At 71.6% G+C, this 17,895-nt stretch carries 19 protein-coding genes; 7 read left to right on the top strand and 12 right to left on the bottom strand.

Translation table 11 applies throughout. The annotated features are described in order from the left end of the window. Positions 1–32: 32 nt before the first annotated feature. Entirely contained in the window at positions 33–677 is a 645-nt protein-coding gene (locus tag ACVW19_RS06170; RefSeq protein ID WP_457457324.1) for a TetR/AcrR family transcriptional regulator, read from the top strand. Here ACVW19_RS06170 and ACVW19_RS06165 read toward each other — a convergent pair. Beyond that, positions 668–1,129, bottom strand: coding sequence for a MaoC family dehydratase (locus ACVW19_RS06165; RefSeq protein ID WP_457457323.1), 462 nt, complete (start codon positions 1,127–1,129; stop codon positions 668–670). The two genes, ACVW19_RS06170 and ACVW19_RS06165, sit on opposite strands and share 10 nt — an antisense overlap. 132 nt (positions 1,130–1,261) lie before the next feature. On the opposite strand from ACVW19_RS06165, the gene soxR reads away from it, so the two are divergent. Next, entirely contained in the window at positions 1,262–1,795 is a 534-nt protein-coding gene (gene soxR / locus ACVW19_RS06160; RefSeq protein ID WP_457457321.1) for a redox-sensitive transcriptional activator SoxR, read from the top strand. 39 nt (positions 1,796–1,834) lie between these two features. Here the strand turns inward: soxR and ACVW19_RS06155 are convergent, their stop codons facing one another. Together ACVW19_RS06155 and ACVW19_RS06150 are read right to left on the bottom strand one after the other, a co-directional pair. Next, positions 1,835–2,437 (bottom strand): hypothetical protein, encoded by a 603-nt coding sequence (locus tag ACVW19_RS06155; protein WP_457457319.1) that lies wholly within the window; start codon positions 2,435–2,437, stop codon positions 1,835–1,837. Between the two features lie 646 nt (positions 2,438–3,083). After that, a complete protein-coding gene (locus ACVW19_RS06150) occupies positions 3,084–4,343 on the bottom strand; it encodes an exo-beta-N-acetylmuramidase NamZ family protein (protein WP_457457317.1) in 1,260 nt (419 codons plus the stop codon). 266 nt (positions 4,344–4,609) lie between these two features. On the opposite strand from ACVW19_RS06150, the gene ACVW19_RS06145 reads away from it, so the two are divergent. Next, the gene (locus ACVW19_RS06145) at positions 4,610–5,383 is read left to right on the top strand and encodes an SDR family oxidoreductase (protein WP_457457315.1); all 774 of its coding nucleotides are present in this window, start codon (positions 4,610–4,612) and stop codon (positions 5,381–5,383) included. A 230-nt stretch (positions 5,384–5,613) separates the two neighbouring features. Further along, complete coding sequence (locus ACVW19_RS06140) at positions 5,614–6,207, top strand: TetR/AcrR family transcriptional regulator (RefSeq protein WP_109380545.1); 594 nt, start codon at positions 5,614–5,616, stop codon at positions 6,205–6,207. Between the two features lie 14 nt (positions 6,208–6,221). Here ACVW19_RS06140 and ACVW19_RS06135 read toward each other — a convergent pair whose 3' ends face one another. After that, entirely contained in the window at positions 6,222–7,436 is a 1,215-nt protein-coding gene (locus ACVW19_RS06135; protein ID WP_457457314.1) for an acyl-CoA dehydrogenase family protein, read from the bottom strand. A gap of 6 nt (positions 7,437–7,442) precedes the next feature. Further along, positions 7,443–8,468 (bottom strand): phosphotransferase family protein, encoded by a 1,026-nt coding sequence (locus ACVW19_RS06130; protein ID WP_457457313.1) that lies wholly within the window; start codon positions 8,466–8,468, stop codon positions 7,443–7,445. Positions 8,469–8,645: 177 nt separating this feature from the next. Between ACVW19_RS06130 and ACVW19_RS06125 the strand changes: the two genes are divergently transcribed. Next, a complete protein-coding gene (locus tag ACVW19_RS06125; RefSeq protein ID WP_457457311.1) occupies positions 8,646–9,590 on the top strand; it encodes an NADP-dependent oxidoreductase in 945 nt (314 codons plus the stop codon). Positions 9,591–9,636: 46 nt separating this feature from the next. Here ACVW19_RS06125 and ACVW19_RS06120 read toward each other — a convergent pair whose 3' ends face one another. From ACVW19_RS06120 to ACVW19_RS06110, 3 genes are read right to left on the bottom strand one after another with little or no spacing between them, the layout of a single operon-like run. Then, positions 9,637–9,978: a DUF202 domain-containing protein gene (locus ACVW19_RS06120; RefSeq protein WP_457457309.1), complete on the bottom strand. Its 342-nt coding sequence runs from the start codon at positions 9,976–9,978 to the stop codon at positions 9,637–9,639. Then, on the bottom strand, positions 9,975–10,367 hold the full coding sequence (locus ACVW19_RS06115; protein WP_457457307.1) for a YidH family protein: 393 nt from the start codon (positions 10,365–10,367) through the stop codon (positions 9,975–9,977). Before ACVW19_RS06115 ends, ACVW19_RS06120 begins: the two co-directional genes overlap by 4 nt. Positions 10,368–10,420: 53 nt before the next feature. Next, positions 10,421–10,975: an NUDIX hydrolase gene (locus ACVW19_RS06110; protein ID WP_457457306.1), complete on the bottom strand. Its 555-nt coding sequence runs from the start codon at positions 10,973–10,975 to the stop codon at positions 10,421–10,423. 282 nt (positions 10,976–11,257) lie between these two features. On the opposite strand from ACVW19_RS06110, the gene ACVW19_RS06105 reads away from it, so the two are divergent. Further along, positions 11,258–12,208, top strand: coding sequence for a hypothetical protein (locus ACVW19_RS06105; protein ID WP_457457304.1), 951 nt, complete (start codon positions 11,258–11,260; stop codon positions 12,206–12,208). 118 nt (positions 12,209–12,326) lie between these two features. Continuing rightward, entirely contained in the window at positions 12,327–13,868 is a 1,542-nt protein-coding gene (locus ACVW19_RS06100) for an APC family permease (RefSeq protein WP_457457302.1), read from the top strand. 95 nt (positions 13,869–13,963) lie between these two features. Here the strand turns inward: ACVW19_RS06100 and ACVW19_RS06095 are convergent, their stop codons facing one another. From ACVW19_RS06095 to ACVW19_RS06080, 4 genes are all read right to left on the bottom strand, one after another. Next, the gene (locus ACVW19_RS06095; protein WP_457457300.1) at positions 13,964–14,989 is read right to left on the bottom strand and encodes an L-idonate 5-dehydrogenase; all 1,026 of its coding nucleotides are present in this window, start codon (positions 14,987–14,989) and stop codon (positions 13,964–13,966) included. Positions 14,990–15,003: 14 nt separating this feature from the next. Next, positions 15,004–15,765 carry an SDR family oxidoreductase gene (locus ACVW19_RS06090; RefSeq protein WP_457457299.1) on the bottom strand — a complete coding sequence of 254 codons (762 nt, stop codon included), beginning with the start codon at positions 15,763–15,765 and terminating at the stop codon, positions 15,004–15,006. A gap of 12 nt (positions 15,766–15,777) precedes the next feature. Then, positions 15,778–17,175, bottom strand: a complete 1,398-nt coding sequence (locus ACVW19_RS06085; protein ID WP_457457297.1) for a GntT/GntP/DsdX family permease — start codon at positions 17,173–17,175, stop codon at positions 15,778–15,780. 88 nt (positions 17,176–17,263) lie between these two features. Continuing rightward, on the bottom strand, positions 17,264–17,782 hold the full coding sequence (locus ACVW19_RS06080) for a gluconokinase (protein ID WP_457457295.1): 519 nt from the start codon (positions 17,780–17,782) through the stop codon (positions 17,264–17,266). Positions 17,783–17,895 lie beyond the last annotated feature (113 nt).

Raw genomic sequence — 17,895 nt, 5'->3', positions numbered from 1 at the left:
GGTGTTACCCCTGTCAGCGAATGGGGTGAGCGATGAGTGCGGCGGAGGACACGGCCGACGATGGGGCGCAGCCGTGGGGTGAGGTCACACCCGACGCGGCCCGACGGCTGCTGCTCGCCGCCGTGGAGGCGTTCGCGGAACGCGGCTACCACGCCACGACGACCCGCGACATCGCGGGCCGCGCCGGCATGAGCCCGGCCGCGCTCTACATCCACTACAAGACCAAGGAAGAGCTGCTCCACCGCATCAGCAGGATCGGCCACGAGAAGGCCGTGGACATCCTGCGTACCGCGGCCCGTGCCGAGGGCAGCCCGACCGAACGGCTCGCCGACGCGGTGAGCTCCTTCGTCCGCTGGCACGCCGGCGGGCGTACCACCGCGCGGGTCGTGCAGTACGAACTCGACTCGCTCGGCCCCGACGCCCGCGCCGAGATCATCGCCCTGCGCCGGCAGGTCGACGCCGAGGTGCGCGGGATCATCGAGGAGGGCGTGCGCACGGGCGAGTTCGACGTCCCCGACGTGCGGGGCGCCACCCGCGCCGTGCTCTCCCTCTGCGTCGACGTGGCACGCTGGTTCAACATCAACGGCGCCCGGACCCCCGAGGAGGTCGGCGCCCTCTACGCCGATCTCGTACTGCGGATGGTCGGCGCCGACCGGACGGGCACCGTTCAGAGGTAGTAGCGGGCCACCGACTCGGCCACGCACACCGGCTTCTCGCCGCCCTCGCGCTCCACGGTGAAAGCCGTGGTCACCTGGACGCCGCCCGCCACCTCGTCGACGGCGGTGACCTTCGCGGTGGCACGCACCCGCGACCCGACGGGGACGGGCGCGGGGAAACGCACCTTGTTCGTGCCGTAGTTGACGCCCATCTTCACGCCCTCGACGGAGAGCAGCTGCGGGCCGAACAGCGGCAGCAGCGACAGCGTCAGATAGCCGTGCGCGATGGTCGTGCCGAACGGCCCGGCCGCCGCCTTCTCCGGATCGACATGGATCCACTGGTGGTCACCGGTGGCCTCGGCGAACAGGTCGATCCGCTTCTGGTCGATCTCCAGCCAGTCCGTGTACCCCAGTTGCTCACCCACCGCCGCCTTCAGGTCGTCGACGGACGTGAAGATTCTCGGCTCTGCCATGTCCCGGCCTTTCGCGTCACGTGATCGCACGCGCCCACCCGCGCGCGTCTGCCTAAGCGACTGCTTAGCATGGTCGGCGGTGCGGTCCTTGTCAACGGACCGGCGCCGTGCGGGACGGGTAGGCTTCGAGGGGTGCCCCAGATTCCGGAGAAGATCCACGAACTCACGGTCGGCCAGCTCTCCGCGCGCAGCGGCGCCGCCGTGTCGGCCCTGCACTTCTACGAGTCGAAGGGCCTGATCAGCAGTCGCCGCACCACGGGCAACCAGCGCCGCTACAGCCGTGACACTCTCCGCCGGGTGGCGTTCATCCGGGCCGCCCAGCGCGTCGGCATCCCGCTCGCGACGATCCGCGGGGCGCTCGCCGAGCTCCCCCAGGAACGTACTCCCACCCGGGGCGACTGGGCGCACCTCTCCGCGGCCTGGCGCGCCGAACTGGACGAGCGCATCAAGCAGCTCAACCGGCTGCGCGACCACCTCACCGACTGCATCGGCTGCGGCTGCCTCTCACTGGACACCTGCGTCCTGTCCAACCCGGACGACGTCTTCGGCGAACGCCTGACGGGCTCGCGACTGCTGCCCGAGAAGCCCGAGAACCCCGAGAACACAGCCGGCGGACGACCGGGCAACCGGGTGGGCCGGGTTCCGCCCGGGCGAGGGTCCGTGTGACAGTGGGGGCGCGGCATCCCCGGCGCGCCCCCACACCCCTCAGGCCGACACCAGCAGTTTCGACCGCCTGGCGTCCGCCAGCGCTTCGGCGGTCAGGACGGGGCGCGGCACCAGGATTCCGCAGTCCGTGCAGACCGGGCCCGTCGACGGCTCGTGGTCCAGGTCGTACCGCCACATGAGCCGCTCCCCCCGGCACACGGGGCAGGCCGCACCCGGCTCTCGTTCCAGCGCGGCGATCAGTCGTCGCAGCACCTCGGCCAGTGGCTCACGCGGATGCACGCGCGGGTCGTCGCACCAGGCCACGCCGAAACCGCCCCAGGTCAGCCGGTGCCAGTCGTCCACGCTGCCCGGCCTGCGCAGGCCGTCGTGCTTCTCCTTCCTGCGGCGCTCGGCGAACTCGACCTCGTAGGACTGCCAGACCGCCCGGGCCTCCTCCAGTTCGTCCAGTGCGGCCACGAGCCGCGCTGGGTCGACGGAGCGGTCCTCGGGATCGAACCCGGCACGTGAGCACAGATGGTCCCAGGTCGCCCTGTGCCCGTACGGAGCGAATCGCTCGAGGCACTTGCGCAGTGAATAGCGCCGCAGCGCCAGGTCGCACCGTGGATCGCGGACCTGTCTCGCCAGACTTCGGAAACCGGCCATCATCCTGCACCTCCGTCACACCTGCACCTGTAATCCGGTCACTTCGGCGTCGTCGAACGGACGTCGTCGAGTAGACGTATCGACACGCGAATCGGCTCCATCTTTTTTCGATGGCCCCTTGTCGGGCGGTCACGGGCCGGCCATCGGTCGGTCGTGGTGAGTCACCGGTCAACTCCCGTGTCCGATGATTCAGTTGTGGTCCCTCGTGGACATCTCCAGCGCCGCCGCAGCGGAAAGTGACGCGTGTTCACCTTCCCTCGCGGGGATGCCGGCGGTGACGTCCCGCTCCGTCCCCGTCGGGAGGAGCCCCCGTGCCGCGGCGTGCCGCGCACACCCCTCGACAGTCTGGGAACTCCCCGCGGCCTCCACGGGTTCCTGAAGAGCGCGGCGTTATGCGCACCGATCGCTTCCCTGATCGCCCCGCTGTCCCGGCGAACGCGGCAGGAACGGCATCGCCGCAGGTCGCAGAGGTGAACGACATGCGGGTGGTGCTCGGTGAGCAGGTGGACGACCGGCATGCGAAAACCGGACGGCGGCGGGCCACTGCCCGGCCCGCCGCCGTTCCTGTCACCGCTGTCACCGCTGTCGCCGTGGTCGCCGTACGGCGCGTGCCCGGCGGGCTGCTCGCCGGGCGAACGCCCGCGCGTCAGCGGTACAGCAGATACTCCCGGCGCATCCGCCGGAACGCCGCCAGTTCGTCCCGCCAGCCGGCCACGACCTCGTCCGTGTCCGCGCCCGCGTCGATCATCGTGCGCACGCGCGTGGAGCCGGTCAGCTTGTCGATCCAGTTGTCCGGACGCCAGGCGAATCCGCTCCACACCCGCTTGGCGGTGACCAGCAGCCCCACTCCCGTACGTACGGGATCGAACGCGTCACGGTCGTGCACATGGAGCTGCACGCCCCCGACGGTCCTCCCCTGGAACTTGGAGAAGGTGGGCGCGAAGTACGCCTCACGGAACCGCACGCCCGCCAGGCCGAGCCCGTTCGCCTCGGCCGCCCAGCGTCCGTCGATCCCCTCCGCGCCCAGCAGCTCGAACGGCCGGGTCGTCCCGCGCCCCTCGGACAGGTTGGTGCCCTCGAAGAGGCACGTCCCCGCGTACACCAGGGCCGTCTCGGGCGTCGGCATGTTGGGGCTGGGCGGTACCCACGGCAGCCCCGAGGCGTCGTAGAAGTCGGACCGCCGCCAGCCCGACATCCGTACCGTCTCCAGTCGCACCGGATCGGCCAGGAACTCCGCGTTGAACAACCGCGCCAGCTCCGCCACCGTCATCCCGTGCGCCTGCGAGATCGGCTGCCGCCCGACGAACGTCGCGAACTCCGGATGCAGCACGGGCCCCAGCGCGGCCCGCCCGCTCATCGGGTTCGGCCGGTCGAGGACGACGAACCGCTTGCCCGCGAGCCGCGCCGCCTCCATGCAGTCGTAGAGCGTCCAGATGTACGTGTAGAAGCGGGCGCCCACGTCCTGGATGTCGAAGACGACCGTGTCGACGCCGGACGCGGTGAAGACGTCGGCGAGCGGCCGGCCGCTCTTCAGGTACGTGTCGTAGACGGGCAGGCCGGTCGCCGGGTCGTCGTGACGGCCCTCGGAGCCGCCCGCCTGCGCGGTGCCCCGGAAGCCGTGCTCGGGCCCGAACACGGCGGTCAGGTCCACGCGGTCGTCGGCGTGCATGACGTCGACGATGTGCCGTACGTCCCGGGTGACGCCCGTCGGGTTGGTGACCACACCGACGCGTCGGCCGTCGAGCAGCGCGTAACCGTCCGCCGCGAGCTGCTCGAAGCCGGTGCGCAGCCTGCGGCCCGCGGCAGGGGCCCGTCCGGGGGCTGCGTGTGCCGGGACGGCGGTGGCCGCGGTGGCCGCGAGGGTGGCTGTGGTGGTGGCGAGCAGGCTCCGTCTGGACAGCTTCATACTGTGACCTCCGTGATCGCTGCGGTGTCATGCCCACGCACGTTAACGCGCGTGAACCGTGCCGGGGAACGAGTCGGACCTGGCCGGTTCCCGTCTTCTTCTTCCGCCCGGCATACCGACCGGTTAGTCTGGCGTGGTGCGAGCGGCGTGACGGCGGCAACGCGGCGCGTCACCACCGCGGCCGAGCCGAGATCGCCGAAATCGCCGGAATCACCGGGAAAAGAGCCGGCCGGGCAGGCGGCCGGCCGCCGCGTCGAAGGAGTCCGATGGTGGAAGCCGTGCAGGGTGCGAAGGTGGTCGTCACGGGCGCCGGGGGCGGCATCGGGGCGGCACTCGCCCGTCGCTTCGTCGGCCAGGGGGCCCAGGTCGTCGTCAACGACCTGGACGCCGACCGCGTCAAGGCCGTCGCCGAGGAGATCGGCGGCATCGCGGTCCCGGGCGACGCGTCCCGCGTCGTCCCCGAGGCCCTGGACGCGCTCGGCGGCAGGATCGACGTCTACTGCGCCAACGCCGGCGTCGGCCGTGACGGCGGGGAGCCCGGCGGGCCGCTCGACGAACAGGGCTGGGCACTCTCCTGGGACGTCAACGTCATGGCCCACGTCCGCGCGGCGCACGCGCTGCTCCCCGACTGGCTGGAACGCGGCAGCGGCCGTTTCGTCTCCACCGTCTCCGCCGCCGGACTGCTCACCATGATCGGCACCGCCCCCTACAGCGTCACCAAGCACGGCGCCTACGCCTTCGCCGAATGGCTTTCCCTGACGTACCGCCACCGCGGTGTGAAGGTCCACGCGATCTGCCCGCAGGGTGTGCGCACCGACATGCTCACCGACAGCGGCAGCGCGGGCGACCTGGTGCTCAAGCCGACCGCGATCGAGCCCGACGACGTGGCCGACGCCCTGTTCCGCGGCATCGAGGAGGACCGCTTCCTGATCCTGCCGCACCCCGAGGTCGCCGAGTACTACCAGGCCCGCGCCGCCGACCCGGAGCGCTGGCTCGGCGGCATGAACCGCATCCAGCGGCACTGGGAGGCCACCCGGTGAGCCGCCCGGACGGCCATGACCGGCCGTGACCGCACGCGAGCCCGCGCGGCAGCCGGAGATCCTGCCCGACGCGTCGCGGACGGCAGGTGGGAAGATCCCCGTCGGGGAACCGTTTTCCCCGACGCGGGACGGCCGGCGGCACCGGCGGCGGCGACGACCAGTGGTGACGACGGCCGGTAGCGGCCAGCGACAACGAACAGCGACAGCGACACGGAAGGCAGGTGGCGGCAGTGCCCAGGACGACGGACGGTGACGGGCCCCCGGTACCGCAGCGGCTCCTGGCCGCCGCCACCCGGCTCTTCGCGGAGCAGGGCTACGACCGCACCTCCGTGCAGGAGATCGTCGAGGCGGCCGGCGTCACCAAGGGCGCGCTCTACCACTACTTCGGCTCCAAGGACGACCTGCTGCACGAGGTCTACGCGCGCATGCTGCGCCTCCAGCAGGAACGCCTGGACTCCTACGCGAGCGCCGACGAGCCGATCGAGAAGCGCCTGCGCGGCGCCGCGGCCGACGTCGTCGTCACGACGATCGAGAACCTGGACGACGCATCGATCTTCTTCCGCTCCATGCACCATCTGAGCCCGGAGAAGAACAAACAGGTACGGGCCGAGCGCCGCCGCTACCACGAGCGCTTCCGCGCCCTGATCGAGGAGGGCCAGGCGGCGGGCGTGTTCTCCACGGCGACCCCGGCCGACCTGGTGGTGGACTACCACTTCGGCTCCGTGCACCACCTGTCGACCTGGTACCGCCCCGACGGGCCCCTCACGCCGCAGCAGGTCGCCGACCACCTCGCCGACCTGCTGCTGCGCGCACTCCGTCCCTGAGGTACCGGAGCTTCCTACAGGTACTTCTTCAGCTCCCGTCGCGCCAGCGACCGCTGGTGCACCTCGTCCGGGCCGTCGGCGATCATCAGCGTGCGGGCACCGGCGTACAGCTCGGCCAGCGGGAAGTCCTGGCTGACCCCGCCCGCCCCGTACAACTGGATGGCCCGGTCGAGGATGCCGACGACCGTGCGAGGGGTGGCGATCTTGATGGCCTGGATCTCGGTGTGGGCGCCCCTGTTGCCCACGGTGTCCATCATCCAGGCCGTCTTCAGCACCAGCAGCCGCAGCTGCTCGACCGCGACCCGCGCGTCCGCGATCCAGTTCTGCACCACGCCCTGCTGGGCCAGTGCCTTGCCGAAGGCGTCACGGGACACGGCTCGCCGGCACATCAGCTCGATCGCCCGCTCGGCCATGCCGATCAACCGCATGCAGTGGTGGATCCGGCCGGGGCCGAGCCGCGCCTGGGCGATGGCGAAACCGCCGCCCTCCTCACCGATCAGGTTCGCCACCGGCACGCGCGCGCGGTCGAAGACCACCTCGGCGTGGCCGCCGTGGGAGTGGTCCTCGTAACCGAACACCTGCATGGCGCGCGTGATCGTGACGCCGGGCGTGTCGCGGGGCACGAGGATCATCGACTGCTGGCGGCGGATGTCCGCCCCGTCCGGGTCGGTCTTGCCCATCACGATGAAGATCCGGCAGTCCGGGTTCATCGCCCCGGAGATGTACCACTTGCGGCCCGTGACGACGTACGAGTCGCCGTCCCGCTCGATGTGCGTGGTGATGTTGGTGGCGTCCGAGGAGGCCACCTCCGGCTCGGTCATCGCGAACGCCGAGCGGATCTCCCCCGCCAGCAGGGGCTCCAGCCACTGCTTCTTCTGCTGCTCGTCACCGAACTGGGCCAGCACCTCCATGTTCCCGGTGTCGGGCGCCGCGCAGTTGGTGGCGGTGGGCGCCAGATGCGGGGAACGGCCCGTGATCTCGGCGAGCGGGGCGTACTGGAGGTTGGTGAGGCCGGCACCGTACGCGGAGTCGGGCAGGAACAGGTTCCACAGCCCCTGCCGACGGGCCTCGGCCTTGAGGTCCTCCACCACGGGGACGGTGTCCCAGGGTGAGGCCAGCCCGGCGCGCTGCTCGTGGGCGACCTGCTCGGCCGGGTGGACGTACTCGTCCATGAAGGCGAGCAGCCTGGCGCGCAGCTCCTCGGTGCGCGCGTCGAACGCGAAGTCCATGTCCCGTCAGCCTTCCTGAAGAGTGGTCAGACCGTGCTCGATGAAGACGGGGACCAGATCGCCGATGCGGTCGAAACCGCGGCCGACCGTCTGGCCCAGCGTGTAGCGGTAGTGGATGCCCTCGAGGATCACGGCGAGCTTGAACCAGGCGAACGCCGTGTACCAGGACACCGCGGAGACGTCGCGTCCCGAGCGGGCGGCGTACCGCTCGATCAGCTCGGCGGGCGCCGGATGCCCGGGCGCCTCGGCCGTCGTGGAGACGGGGGAGTCGGGCATGGCCAGCGGCATGCTGTACATCACCAGCAGGCCGAGGTCGGTCAGCGGATCGCCGAGCGTGGACATCTCCCAGTCGAGGATCGCCTTGATCTCGTCGTCGTCCTCGCCGATCAGGACGTTGTCGAGGCGGTAGTCACCGTGCACCACGGCCGGCGCGGGGGAGCGGGGCAGCCCCCGCCCCAGCGCGGCGTGCAGTTCGTCGATCCCGGCCAGCTCCCGGTCGCGGGAGGCGTCCAACTGCTTGCCCCAGCGCCGCAGCTGCCGGTCCAGAAAGCCCTCGGGGCGGCCGAAGTCGGCCAGACCCACCTCGCCGGGATCCACCGCGTGCAGGTCGACGAGCGTGTCCACCAGGCCGAGCACGGCCCGACGGGTGCGCTCCGGCCCCAGCGGCACCAGCTGGTCCGCCGTCCGGTACGGGACGCCGTCGACGAACTCCATGACGTAGAAGGGCGCCCCGAGCACCTCCTCGTCCTCGCACAGCAACTCGGTGCGGGGCACCGGCACGGCGGTCGGGTGCAGCGCGGTGATCACCCGGTGCTCACGCCTCATGTCGTGCGCGGTGGCCAGCACATGCCCGAGCGGCGGGCGCCGTACCACCCACCGCGCGGTGCCGTCGGAGAGCGCGTAGGTGAGGTTCGACCTGCCGCCCTCGATCAGCCGGCCGGAGAGCGGGCCGTTCACCAGACCGGGGCGCTCCCGCTCGAGCAGGGCACTCAGCCGGTCGAGATCCAGTCCGGGCGGGTGGTCGGGGCTCATTCTCGCTCCTACGGGCAGGCGACGGTACCCGACACATGATGCCGACCGGTCGGTATGTCGTCCAGGGGGTGAGCGAAACGTGACCGGAGCCACGCCCCGTCCACCGCACGCGCACGCGGCACACCCGTTCGGCCATTCGGCTTGCGCGGCGGGAGGCGACGCCGGAGGGTCTACCCCATGAAGGCGATCAGTTATGCGCGGTACGGCGGCCCCGAGGTGCTCGAGTACGGGGAGGTCGACGACCCCCGGGTCGGCCCGGACTCGGTGCTGGTGAAGGTACGGGCGGCGGCCGTCAATCCCGTCGACTGGAAGTGCCGCGAGGGCCATCTCGACCCGGTCCTGGCCCCGGTGTTCCCGGTGATCCCCGGCTGGGACGTCTCGGGTGTGGTCGTACGGCCCGGTGTCGCGGTCCCCGAGTTCGCCGTCGGCGACGAGGTCATCGGCTATGTGCGTGAGGACTTCCTCTCCCGCGGCACCTTCGCCGAGTACGTGGCCGCCCCGGTACGGGCCCTCGCGCGCAAGCCGCGCAACCTGTCCTTCGAGGAAGCCGCCGGACTGCCCCTCGCCGGACTCACCGCCTACCAGGTGCTGTACAGGGCCCTTGAGGTGAAGCGGGCCGAGACCGTCCTGGTGCACGCCGCGGCCGGCGGCGTCGGTTCCGTCGCCGTCCAGCTCGCCGTCCACCTCGGTGCCCGGGTCATCGGCACGGCGAGTGAGCACAACCACGACTTCGTCCGCGAGCTGGGCGGGGAACCGGTGTCCTACGGCGAGGGCCTCGCCGAGCGGGTGCGGGGGATCGCCCCCGAAGGCGTTGACGCGGTGTTCGACACGGTCGGCGGCGACGCCCTGAAGGTCTCGGCGAACCTGCTGGCCCCCGAGGGCCGGCTGGCGTCGATCGCCGACAACGACGTGGTGGGCTACGGAGGCCGCTACTGTTTCGTCCGCCCCGATCCCCGGGACCTCGGACACCTGTCCGAACTGGCGGAACAGGGCGTGGTGAGCGTGCACGTCTCGAAGGCGTTCCCGCTGGAACGCACGGCGGACGCCCACCGGCTGAACCAGGAGGGCCGGACCAGGGGCAAGATCGTGGTCACCGTGGACGGGGAGACGGAGGACCGGTGAGGCGGCCTTCCGGGAACCACGTCACCGACCTCTCCGGACAGCGCGCCTAGGGTCCGTCCAGCAGGACGAGGACCGCCCCGCACAAGGCCAGGGCCCCGGTGCAGAGCACCGCCGCGGTGAGGCGCCGGGGGGAGGACGCGGCCGGGGCGGCCGTGGCCGCGAGGGCGTGGATCCGGCGGTGGGCGACCAGGAGGAACCCCAGCCAGCAGGCGCAGCACAGCGCGCACAGGACCACCCCGGCAGCCGACATCCCGCCGCTCAGCGCCGTGCGCACCGCGAGCACGGACGCGACGGTGCACGCGAGGGTCGTACGCCGCCACGCGAGCCGGGTCCGCTCGGGCTGCAGCCCGGGGTCCCGGGCCGCCCGGGCCCCGGCCGACCCGCTCACCCCTCCCACCCGACGAGCACCATGACGATCATCGCGACGGCGACGACGGCGACGACCAGACTCAGCAGCACCGGGAACCGGGACACCGGCAGATCCTCACCGCGCCGCATGGCCCGCTCGCAGCGCACCCAGTGATCGACCGCGCGCAGAGCGCACAGCACCCCGGCGGCGAGCAGCGTCAGCGCGAGCCCGACCCGCCAGCCCCAGCGCAGGTCCGGCAGGAACTGGTCCACGGCGAAGCCACCGCCGATCAGCGCGAGGGCGGTGCGCAGCCAGGCCAGGAACGTACGCTCGTTCGCCAGCGAGAACCGGTAGTCGGGCGTGTCCCCCTCCTGCCGCACGTCCTCGGGCGCGAACCACAGCCGGACGTTCCGTACGAAGTCGATCACGCCGCGACCCTACCGGGGTGCCCTGCCCGGACAGCACCTAGCCCGGACAGCACCTAGCTCGGACGCTCCGGCTTCCGGGTGGCCCTGAGCCGTTCGTACGCCGCCAGACTGTCCGGTGTCCACGTCCACTCGCTCCCCTTGTCCAGACGCTGCTCCAGTTCCGCCTCGGTCAGGAAGGCGTGCCAGGCCACCTCCTCGGCCTGGGGCCGTACGGGCGGGTCGCAACGGACCTCGTACACCGCGGACCACCAGGTCCGGCCGGCGCCGTCGTCGTACAGGAACTTGAAGAGGTACTCGGGGCGGGGCAGCCCGGACACGCCCAGTTCCTCCTCGGCCTCGCGCAGGGCCGCCTCGTCGTAGCTCTCCCCGGCGCCCACGACCCCGCCGACGAACATGTCGTACAGGGAGGGGAAGACCAGCTTGGTCGGAGTGCGGCGGTGCACGAAGATCCGGCCCTCGGCGTCCCTGGCCAGGACGAACGCGCAACGGTGCCGCAGTTTCCGGGCGTAGGCCTCACCGCGCGGGGACCGGCCGGTCACCCGGTCGTCCTCGTCCACGATGTCGAGGATCTCGTCGGCGGCACGCGCGGGTCCGTCAGCGGCACTCATGACCCCCATCCAAGCAGGCCCCGCCGTCCGCGGCGGATACGGCTTTTGGGGGCTGCCGGCTCTGTCCCGCCGGACGGACGTGAGCCCGGCCGCCGAATCCCAAGTGACCTGTCCGTGACGCTGGTTGACGCGTGTAATGACTCGGGTGCCCTTGACGTCAACTGTTGGCTGCCGGTTTGCTGTCCGTGATCAGCCCATGGCTATCGGCAGCCGACCACTGCCGTACCGACCGACCGTCCGACATGGGCCGAGCCACAAGAAGAGCGCGTGAGGAAGTCCGCGGTGTCTCCACCCCCGCCTCCCCTCGGCCGTGCCCGCAGACGTGCGGCACAGGCCTTCGACGAGGCCCTCGACGACGAGCAACTCGTCGCCGCGCGGGCCGCGCTGGCGCGAGGCCGGTGGCAGAACGCCCGCTCGCTGCTCGTCCGTACGGGGGACGACTGGGACCGCCGCGGCCACCGGATCACCGTGCTCGCCCGGGAGTCCTACAGTGCCGCCTGGGTCCGCGACTGGCTGCTCGCCGAGCCCGACTCCGGGGACGCGTCGGTCCTGCTCGCCCTGGCCCAGGTGAGGCGCGCCCTGCGCGGCAAGGAGAAGGCGGCCCACGCGCGCGAGGCCTGCCGCCAGGCGGCCGCGGCGTCACCCGCCGACCCCACCCCGTGGCTCGGTCTGCTGCTGCTGGAGTGCGCCCGGGGCACCGAGGGCGACGTGGTGCGGATCTTCGAACAGGTCCGCACCCGGTACGCGGACCACCACCACGCCCACCACCTGGTGGTCGCCTGGCTCGCCGAACGCCGTGTGGAGACGGGCCCGGACCCGCTGCACGAGGTCTACGACTTCGCCAACTGGTCCGCCGAACAGGCGCCCGCCGACTCCCCCCTGGCGATGCTGCCGGTCATCGCGCACGCCGAGCGCTACCGCGCACTCGCCGCCGCCGGCCACGAGCGCGCCGATCCGACCGCCTCCGGCCACTGGGTGGGCCGCCGTGCCCGGCAGGTGATGAAGGCCGCCTTCGACTGGTGGCTGGAGTGGGAGCACGAAGGCCATCCGCGCCGCCTGATCGACCTGAACTTCCTCGCCCACGCCAAGGTCTGCGAGGGCCGGGGAGCCGAGGCCGCCGCCCTGTTCCACCGCATCGGCGACAAGGCCACCCCGGCCCCCTGGTCGTACCCCGACCGCGACCCGCTCACCGCCTTCCGCGCCGCGCGGGCCGCCGCCCTCGGCACCGGATGAACCCGCACGAGCCCGATCCGGCCGACCCGGGAACCCGAACCGGCTCGCCGCATCACGCCCGCAGCCACGCCCCGCAGTCACACCCGACAACCACTCCCGACCCAAGGACGGTCTCCCGATGACCACGGACAGTTCGAGCCCGAGCAGATCCGCAGCGGACGGCATCAGCACCTTCAAGGGGCAGGAGCGCGCCCTGCGCGCCGACCGTCTCGGCACGGGCGGTCTGCTGCTCTCCGTGCTCGCCGCGACCGCCCCCCTCATGGTGGTCGCCGGTGTCATGCCCACCACATTCGCGGTGATGGGAATCGTCGGCCAGCCCCTGCTCTTCGTGGTCCTCGGTACCGTGCTGGTGCTGTTCAGCCTCGGCTACGCCGAGATGAGCCGGCACGTCCACAACGCCGGCGCCTTCTACGCGTACATCTCCCGCGGCCTCGGCGGCACCGCCGGCGCGGGCGCCGCCATGGTCGCGCTGGTCGCCTACAACGCGCTCCAGGTCGGCATCTACGGCATCTTCGGCTTCGAGGTCTCCGGGCTCTTCGCCACCTACGCCGGCCTGGAGGTCGCCTGGTGGATACCGGCGCTCGCGGCCGCGGTCGCCGTCGGCGCGCTGGGCTGGCTGAAGATCGACGTCAACGCGCGCGTGCTCGGCGTCCTGCTGGTCATCGAGGTGCTCCTGGTCGTCGTCTTCGACGTCGCCGCCATCGCCGACCCCGGCAAGGAAGGGCTGTCACTGCACGCCTTCAACCCGGACACCCTCACCGGCGCCGGCGTGGGCACCGCCCTGTGCTTCTGCATCGCCGCCTTCCTCGGCTTCGAACAGGCCCCGGTCTACGCGGAGGAGACCAGCCGGCCGCACATCCTGGTGCCCCGCGTGATGTTCCTCGCGGTCACCGGCGTCGCCGTCTTCTTCGCGATCAGCAGCTGGGCGCTCACCGTGGCCACCGGCCCCGCCGATGTCGTCGCCACCTCGCAGGAACAGAGCGCGGGACTGCTCTTCCACCTGACCGAGGCCCGGCTCGGCGGCACCTTCACGGACGTCCTGCACGTCCTCTTCGTGACCGGCATGTTCGCCGCGCTGCTCAGCTTCCACAACGTCGTCGCCCGGTACGCCTTCGCCATGGGCCGCGAGGGCCTGCTGCCCGGCGCCTTCGGCCGCACCACCGGCACCAGCGGCGCCCCCGGCACCGGTTCGCTGCTCCAGACGGGCATCGCCGTGGTGCTCGTCCTCGCCTTCGCGCTCACCGACGACAAGCCGACCGGCGACCCGACCGCGCCCGTCCTGCACCTGTTCACCTGGTTCGGCAACATCGGCGCCCTCGGAGTGATCGTGCTGATGGCGATCGCCTCGCTGTCCGTCGTCGTCTTCTTCGTCCGCCGCGGGGCCGCCGGCGCCCAGGCCTGGCGGCTGGCCACCTCGGCGCTGGCGGGCCTCGCCCTGGTCGTGATCGCCGGGTACACCGTCAAGGACTTCGACGTCCTCGTCGGCGCCGGCCCCGGCTCCGCGCTGAGCCGGCTGCTGCCCGGCGTCATCGGGCTGGCCCTCGTCGCCGGCCTGGTCCAGGGCCTGGTCCTGCGCGCCCGCGCGCCCGAGGTCCACGCCCGCATCGGGCTCGGCAACGAGGCCTTCCGACTGGACAAGGAGGCCGAGCGCGGCGCGTAGGACGGACGGGCAACGTACGTCCGAGGGAACGCGTCGGCCCCGGCGGGTCAGTGGACCCGCCGGGGCCGTGCCGGGAAGGCGGTGGCCAGAAGGGCTCAGGAGGCGAAGTCCAGCAGCACCTTGCAGGACCGGCTCCGGTCCGCGGCGAGGGTGAACGCCGACTCCGCGTCCCGTACCGGTACGACCGCGCTGACCAGGTCGTCGAACGACGGCTCGGCCGCGAGCAGGTCGAGCGCCGCGTCGAACTCGGTGTCGAAGCGGAACGCCCCGCGCAGCTCGATCTCCCGGCTCACCACCAGGTTGCCCGCGAACGGGCTCTGCCCTGCCGGGAGCATGCCGAGCTGCACGACGACGCCGCTTCGCCGCACGCGCTGCAGACAGGCTTCCAGCCCCGCCGCCACGCCGGACGCCTCGATCGCCACGTCGACCTCCGCCGGCCACCCGGCGTCGTCCGGGTCGTCGGCGCGTACGAGGATGTCGGCGCCCGCGGCCCGCGCGTACTCCAGCGCCTTCGGCAGCAGATCGGTGACGGTCACCTTCGCCGCCCCGGCGGCCTTCGCCGCCGCCACGACCAGGCAGCCGATGGGCCCGGCCCCGGTGACCAGCACATGCCGGCCGGCCACCTCCCCGGCCCGCCGCACCGCGTGCAGGGCGACGGACAGCGGCTCGGCGAGAGCCGCCCGCCGCAGCTCCAGCCCGGCGGGAAGCGGACGCAGCTGCTCGGCGGGGACGACGATCTGCGCCGCGAAACCGCCCTGCACGTGCGGGAAGCGCGCCGCGCTGCCCAGGTACCGGGTGTCCCGGCACACGTTGCGCCGCCCGTCCACGCACTCGGGGCACACCCCGCACGGGGTCGCCGGGTGCACGGCGACGGCCGTACCGGCGGCCGGACCCGAGGCCCCGTCACCGTACGAGACGACGGTGCCGACGACCTCGTGCCCGAGCAGCATCGGCTCCCGGAGCCGGAAGTCGCCCACCCCGCCGTGCCGCCAGTAGTGCAGGTCGGAACCGCACACCCCGCCGTACCGGACGGCGACCAGCGCCTGACCCGGACCGGGGGCCGGCACCGCCTGCTCCTCGACCCGCAGGTCGCCCTGACCGTGAATCACACAACCGAGCATTTCCGCCACCTCTTTCACAGCACGCTCGTCATGCCGCCGTCGACGTACAGCACCTGCCCGCCGACGAAGTCGGCCGCGGGAGAGGCGAGGAACAGCACCCCGCCCACCAGGTCCTCGGTACGCCCCCAGCGCCCGGCGGGCGTCCGCTTGCGCACCCAGGCGCTGAACTCCTCGTTCTTCACCAGCGGTTCGGTCAGCTCGGTCTCGATGTAGCCGGGGCCGAGCCCGTTGACCTGAACCCCGTGCGGGCCCCAGTCCGCGCACATGCCCTTGGTGAGCATCTTCAGCGCGCCCTTGGTGGCCGCGTACGGCGCGATGCCGGGGCGGACCACCTCGCTCTGCAGCGAGCAGATGTTGATGATCTTCCCGTGGCCGCGTTCCGTCATCCCGCGGGCGGCCTCCCGGCCGACCAGGAACGCGCTGGTGAGGTTGGTGTCGAGGATGCGGTGCCAGTCGGCGTCGGTGAACTCCAGCAGCGGGGCGCGCAGTTGCATGCCCGCGTTGTTGACCAGGATGTCGAGCGGGCCCACCCGCTCCTCCACATCCGCGATCCCCGCGGCCACCGAGGCGCTGTCGGTCACGTCGAACGCGGCCGTGTGGACGTCGCCCGGCAGTTCGGCCGCGACCTCGGCGAGGCGTTCGCCGTCCCGCCCGTTGAGCACGACCCTGCAGCCCGCCTCGAGCAGTCCGCGGGCGAGAGCGAGTCCGATACCCCGGCTGGAGCCGGTCACCAGGGCCGTGCGGCCACTGATGTCGAACAGGGAATGAGCCGTCATCTTTCCGTACCCCTATATGACGAGCGAGAGCAGCAGGACCAGACCGCCGGCGACCACCGAGATGATCGTCTCCATGACCGACCACGTCTTGATGGTCTGGCCGACGCTCAGGCCGAAGTACTCCTTCACCAGCCAGAAGCCGGCGTCGTTGACGTGGCTGAAGAAGACCGAGCCGGCGCCGATGGCGAGGACCAGCAGGGCGGCGTGCGTGGTCGACAGGTCGGCCGCGAGCGGCGCGACGAGGCCGGCCGCCGAGATGGTGGCCACGGTCGCCGAACCGGTCGCCAGCCGGATCGCCACCGCGATCAGCCAGCCCAGCAGCAGCGTCGGGATCGACCAGTCCTTGGAGATCTCCAGGATCATCTGGCCCACGCCGGAGTCGATCAGCGTCTGCTTGAAGCCGCCGCCCGCACCGACGATCAGCAGCATGCCCGCGATCGGGGCGAGCCCCTTCTCGACCAGCTGCGAGATCCGCTCCTTGCTGAACCCGGCGGGCATGCCCAGGGTGAAGATGCCGACGAGCACGGAGGCGAGCAGGGCGATCATCGGGGAGCCGGCGACGTTGAAGACGCGCTGAACGCCGTTCTCCGGGTCGTCGACGACGATCTCGACCAGGGCCCTGCCCAGCATCAGCACGACCGGCAGCAGGATGGTGAACAGGGTCGGACCGAAGCCGGGGCGCTTCTCCAGGTCCTCGGAGGCGCGCTGGGGGATCATCCGGTCGGGAACCTGGGCGTCCACCCAGCGGTCGGCGTACTTGGCGAACAGCGGACCGGCGATGATCACCGTCGGGATGGCGATGAGCACACCGAGCGCCAGCGTCACGCCGAGGTTGGCGCTGAGCGCGTCGATGGCGACCAGCGGGCCGGGGTGCGGCGGGACCAGACCGTGCATCACGGACAGACCGGCGAGCGCCGGGATACCGATGCGCATCAGGGAGAAGTTGCCGCGCTTGGCGACTATCAGCACGACCGGGATCAGCAGGACGACGCCGACCTCGAAGAACAGCGGCAGACCGATCACCGAGGCGATCAGCACCATCGCCCAGGGCATGGTGCGGCCCTTCGCCTTGGCGAGGATGGTGTCGACGATCTGGTCGGCGCCGCCGGAGTCGGCGAGCATCTTGCCCAGGATCGCCCCGAGGGCGATGAGCACGCCGACACCGGCGACGGTGGAGCCGAGTCCGGCACTGAAGCTGGCTATGGCCTTGTCCAGCGGCGCCCCTGCGAACGCGCCGAGCGCCAGTGAGCCGATGGTCAGCGCCAGGAAGGCGTGCAACTTGTACTTGGTGATGAGCAGGACGATGACGGCGATGCCCGCCAGGACGGCGATGCCCAGCTGAGCGTGGCCGGCCGAGGTGATCGGCTCGGGTACGTCCGCTGCCAGCATCTCGACACTGAGTCTGGTCACGGTGGATCCCTTGTCAGTACGGGGAGTTGGAGAAAAAAACCGGGGCGGCGGGGTGCGCCCCGGGGGAATGTGGGGTCCGGGGCGGGACCTACGGAGCCGGCTCGGAGAGGCCCTCAAGGGCGGTGACCGCCCGCTCGGTGATCTCCTCCGGGCCGCCCGCCACGTCCACGGCGATTCCCACCTCGTCCGGCTCCAGCGGCTGGAGGGTGGCGAACTGGGAGTCGAGCAGGGCCGTGGGCATGAAGTGCCCCTCGCGGTGCGACATCCGGTCCTCGATGAGCGCGCGGTCACCGGTGAGGTGCACGAAGACCACGCCGGGCGCGGCGGCCCGCAGCCGGTCGCGGTACGAGCGCTTCAGTGCCGAGCAGCTGACGACCCCGCCGAGGCCGGTCCGCCCGCGTGCCCAGTCACCGATCGCATCCAGCCAGGGCAGTCGGTCCTCGTCGGTGAGCGGGGTACCGGCCGACATCTTGGCGATGTTGGCTTCCGGATGGAACTCGTCGGCCTCGGCGTACGGGACGTCGAACCGGGTCGCGAGCAGGGGACCGATGGTGGTCTTGCCGGTGCCTGCGACGCCCATGACCACGACGACATGGGGGGTGTTCATCGCTGCCTCACTGTCTTATGTCTTCGTTGACACGTGATGTCGGGGTAACTGAAACCCATTGGTAAGACGAATACAAGAGGATGTGACGTAAACATCTGACTTTTCGTCTCTGT

The organism is Streptomyces sp. TE5632 (assembly GCF_054061295.1).
The sequence above is the reverse complement of the archived record's forward strand: the minus strand, read 5'-3'. Positions and strand labels throughout refer to the sequence as shown.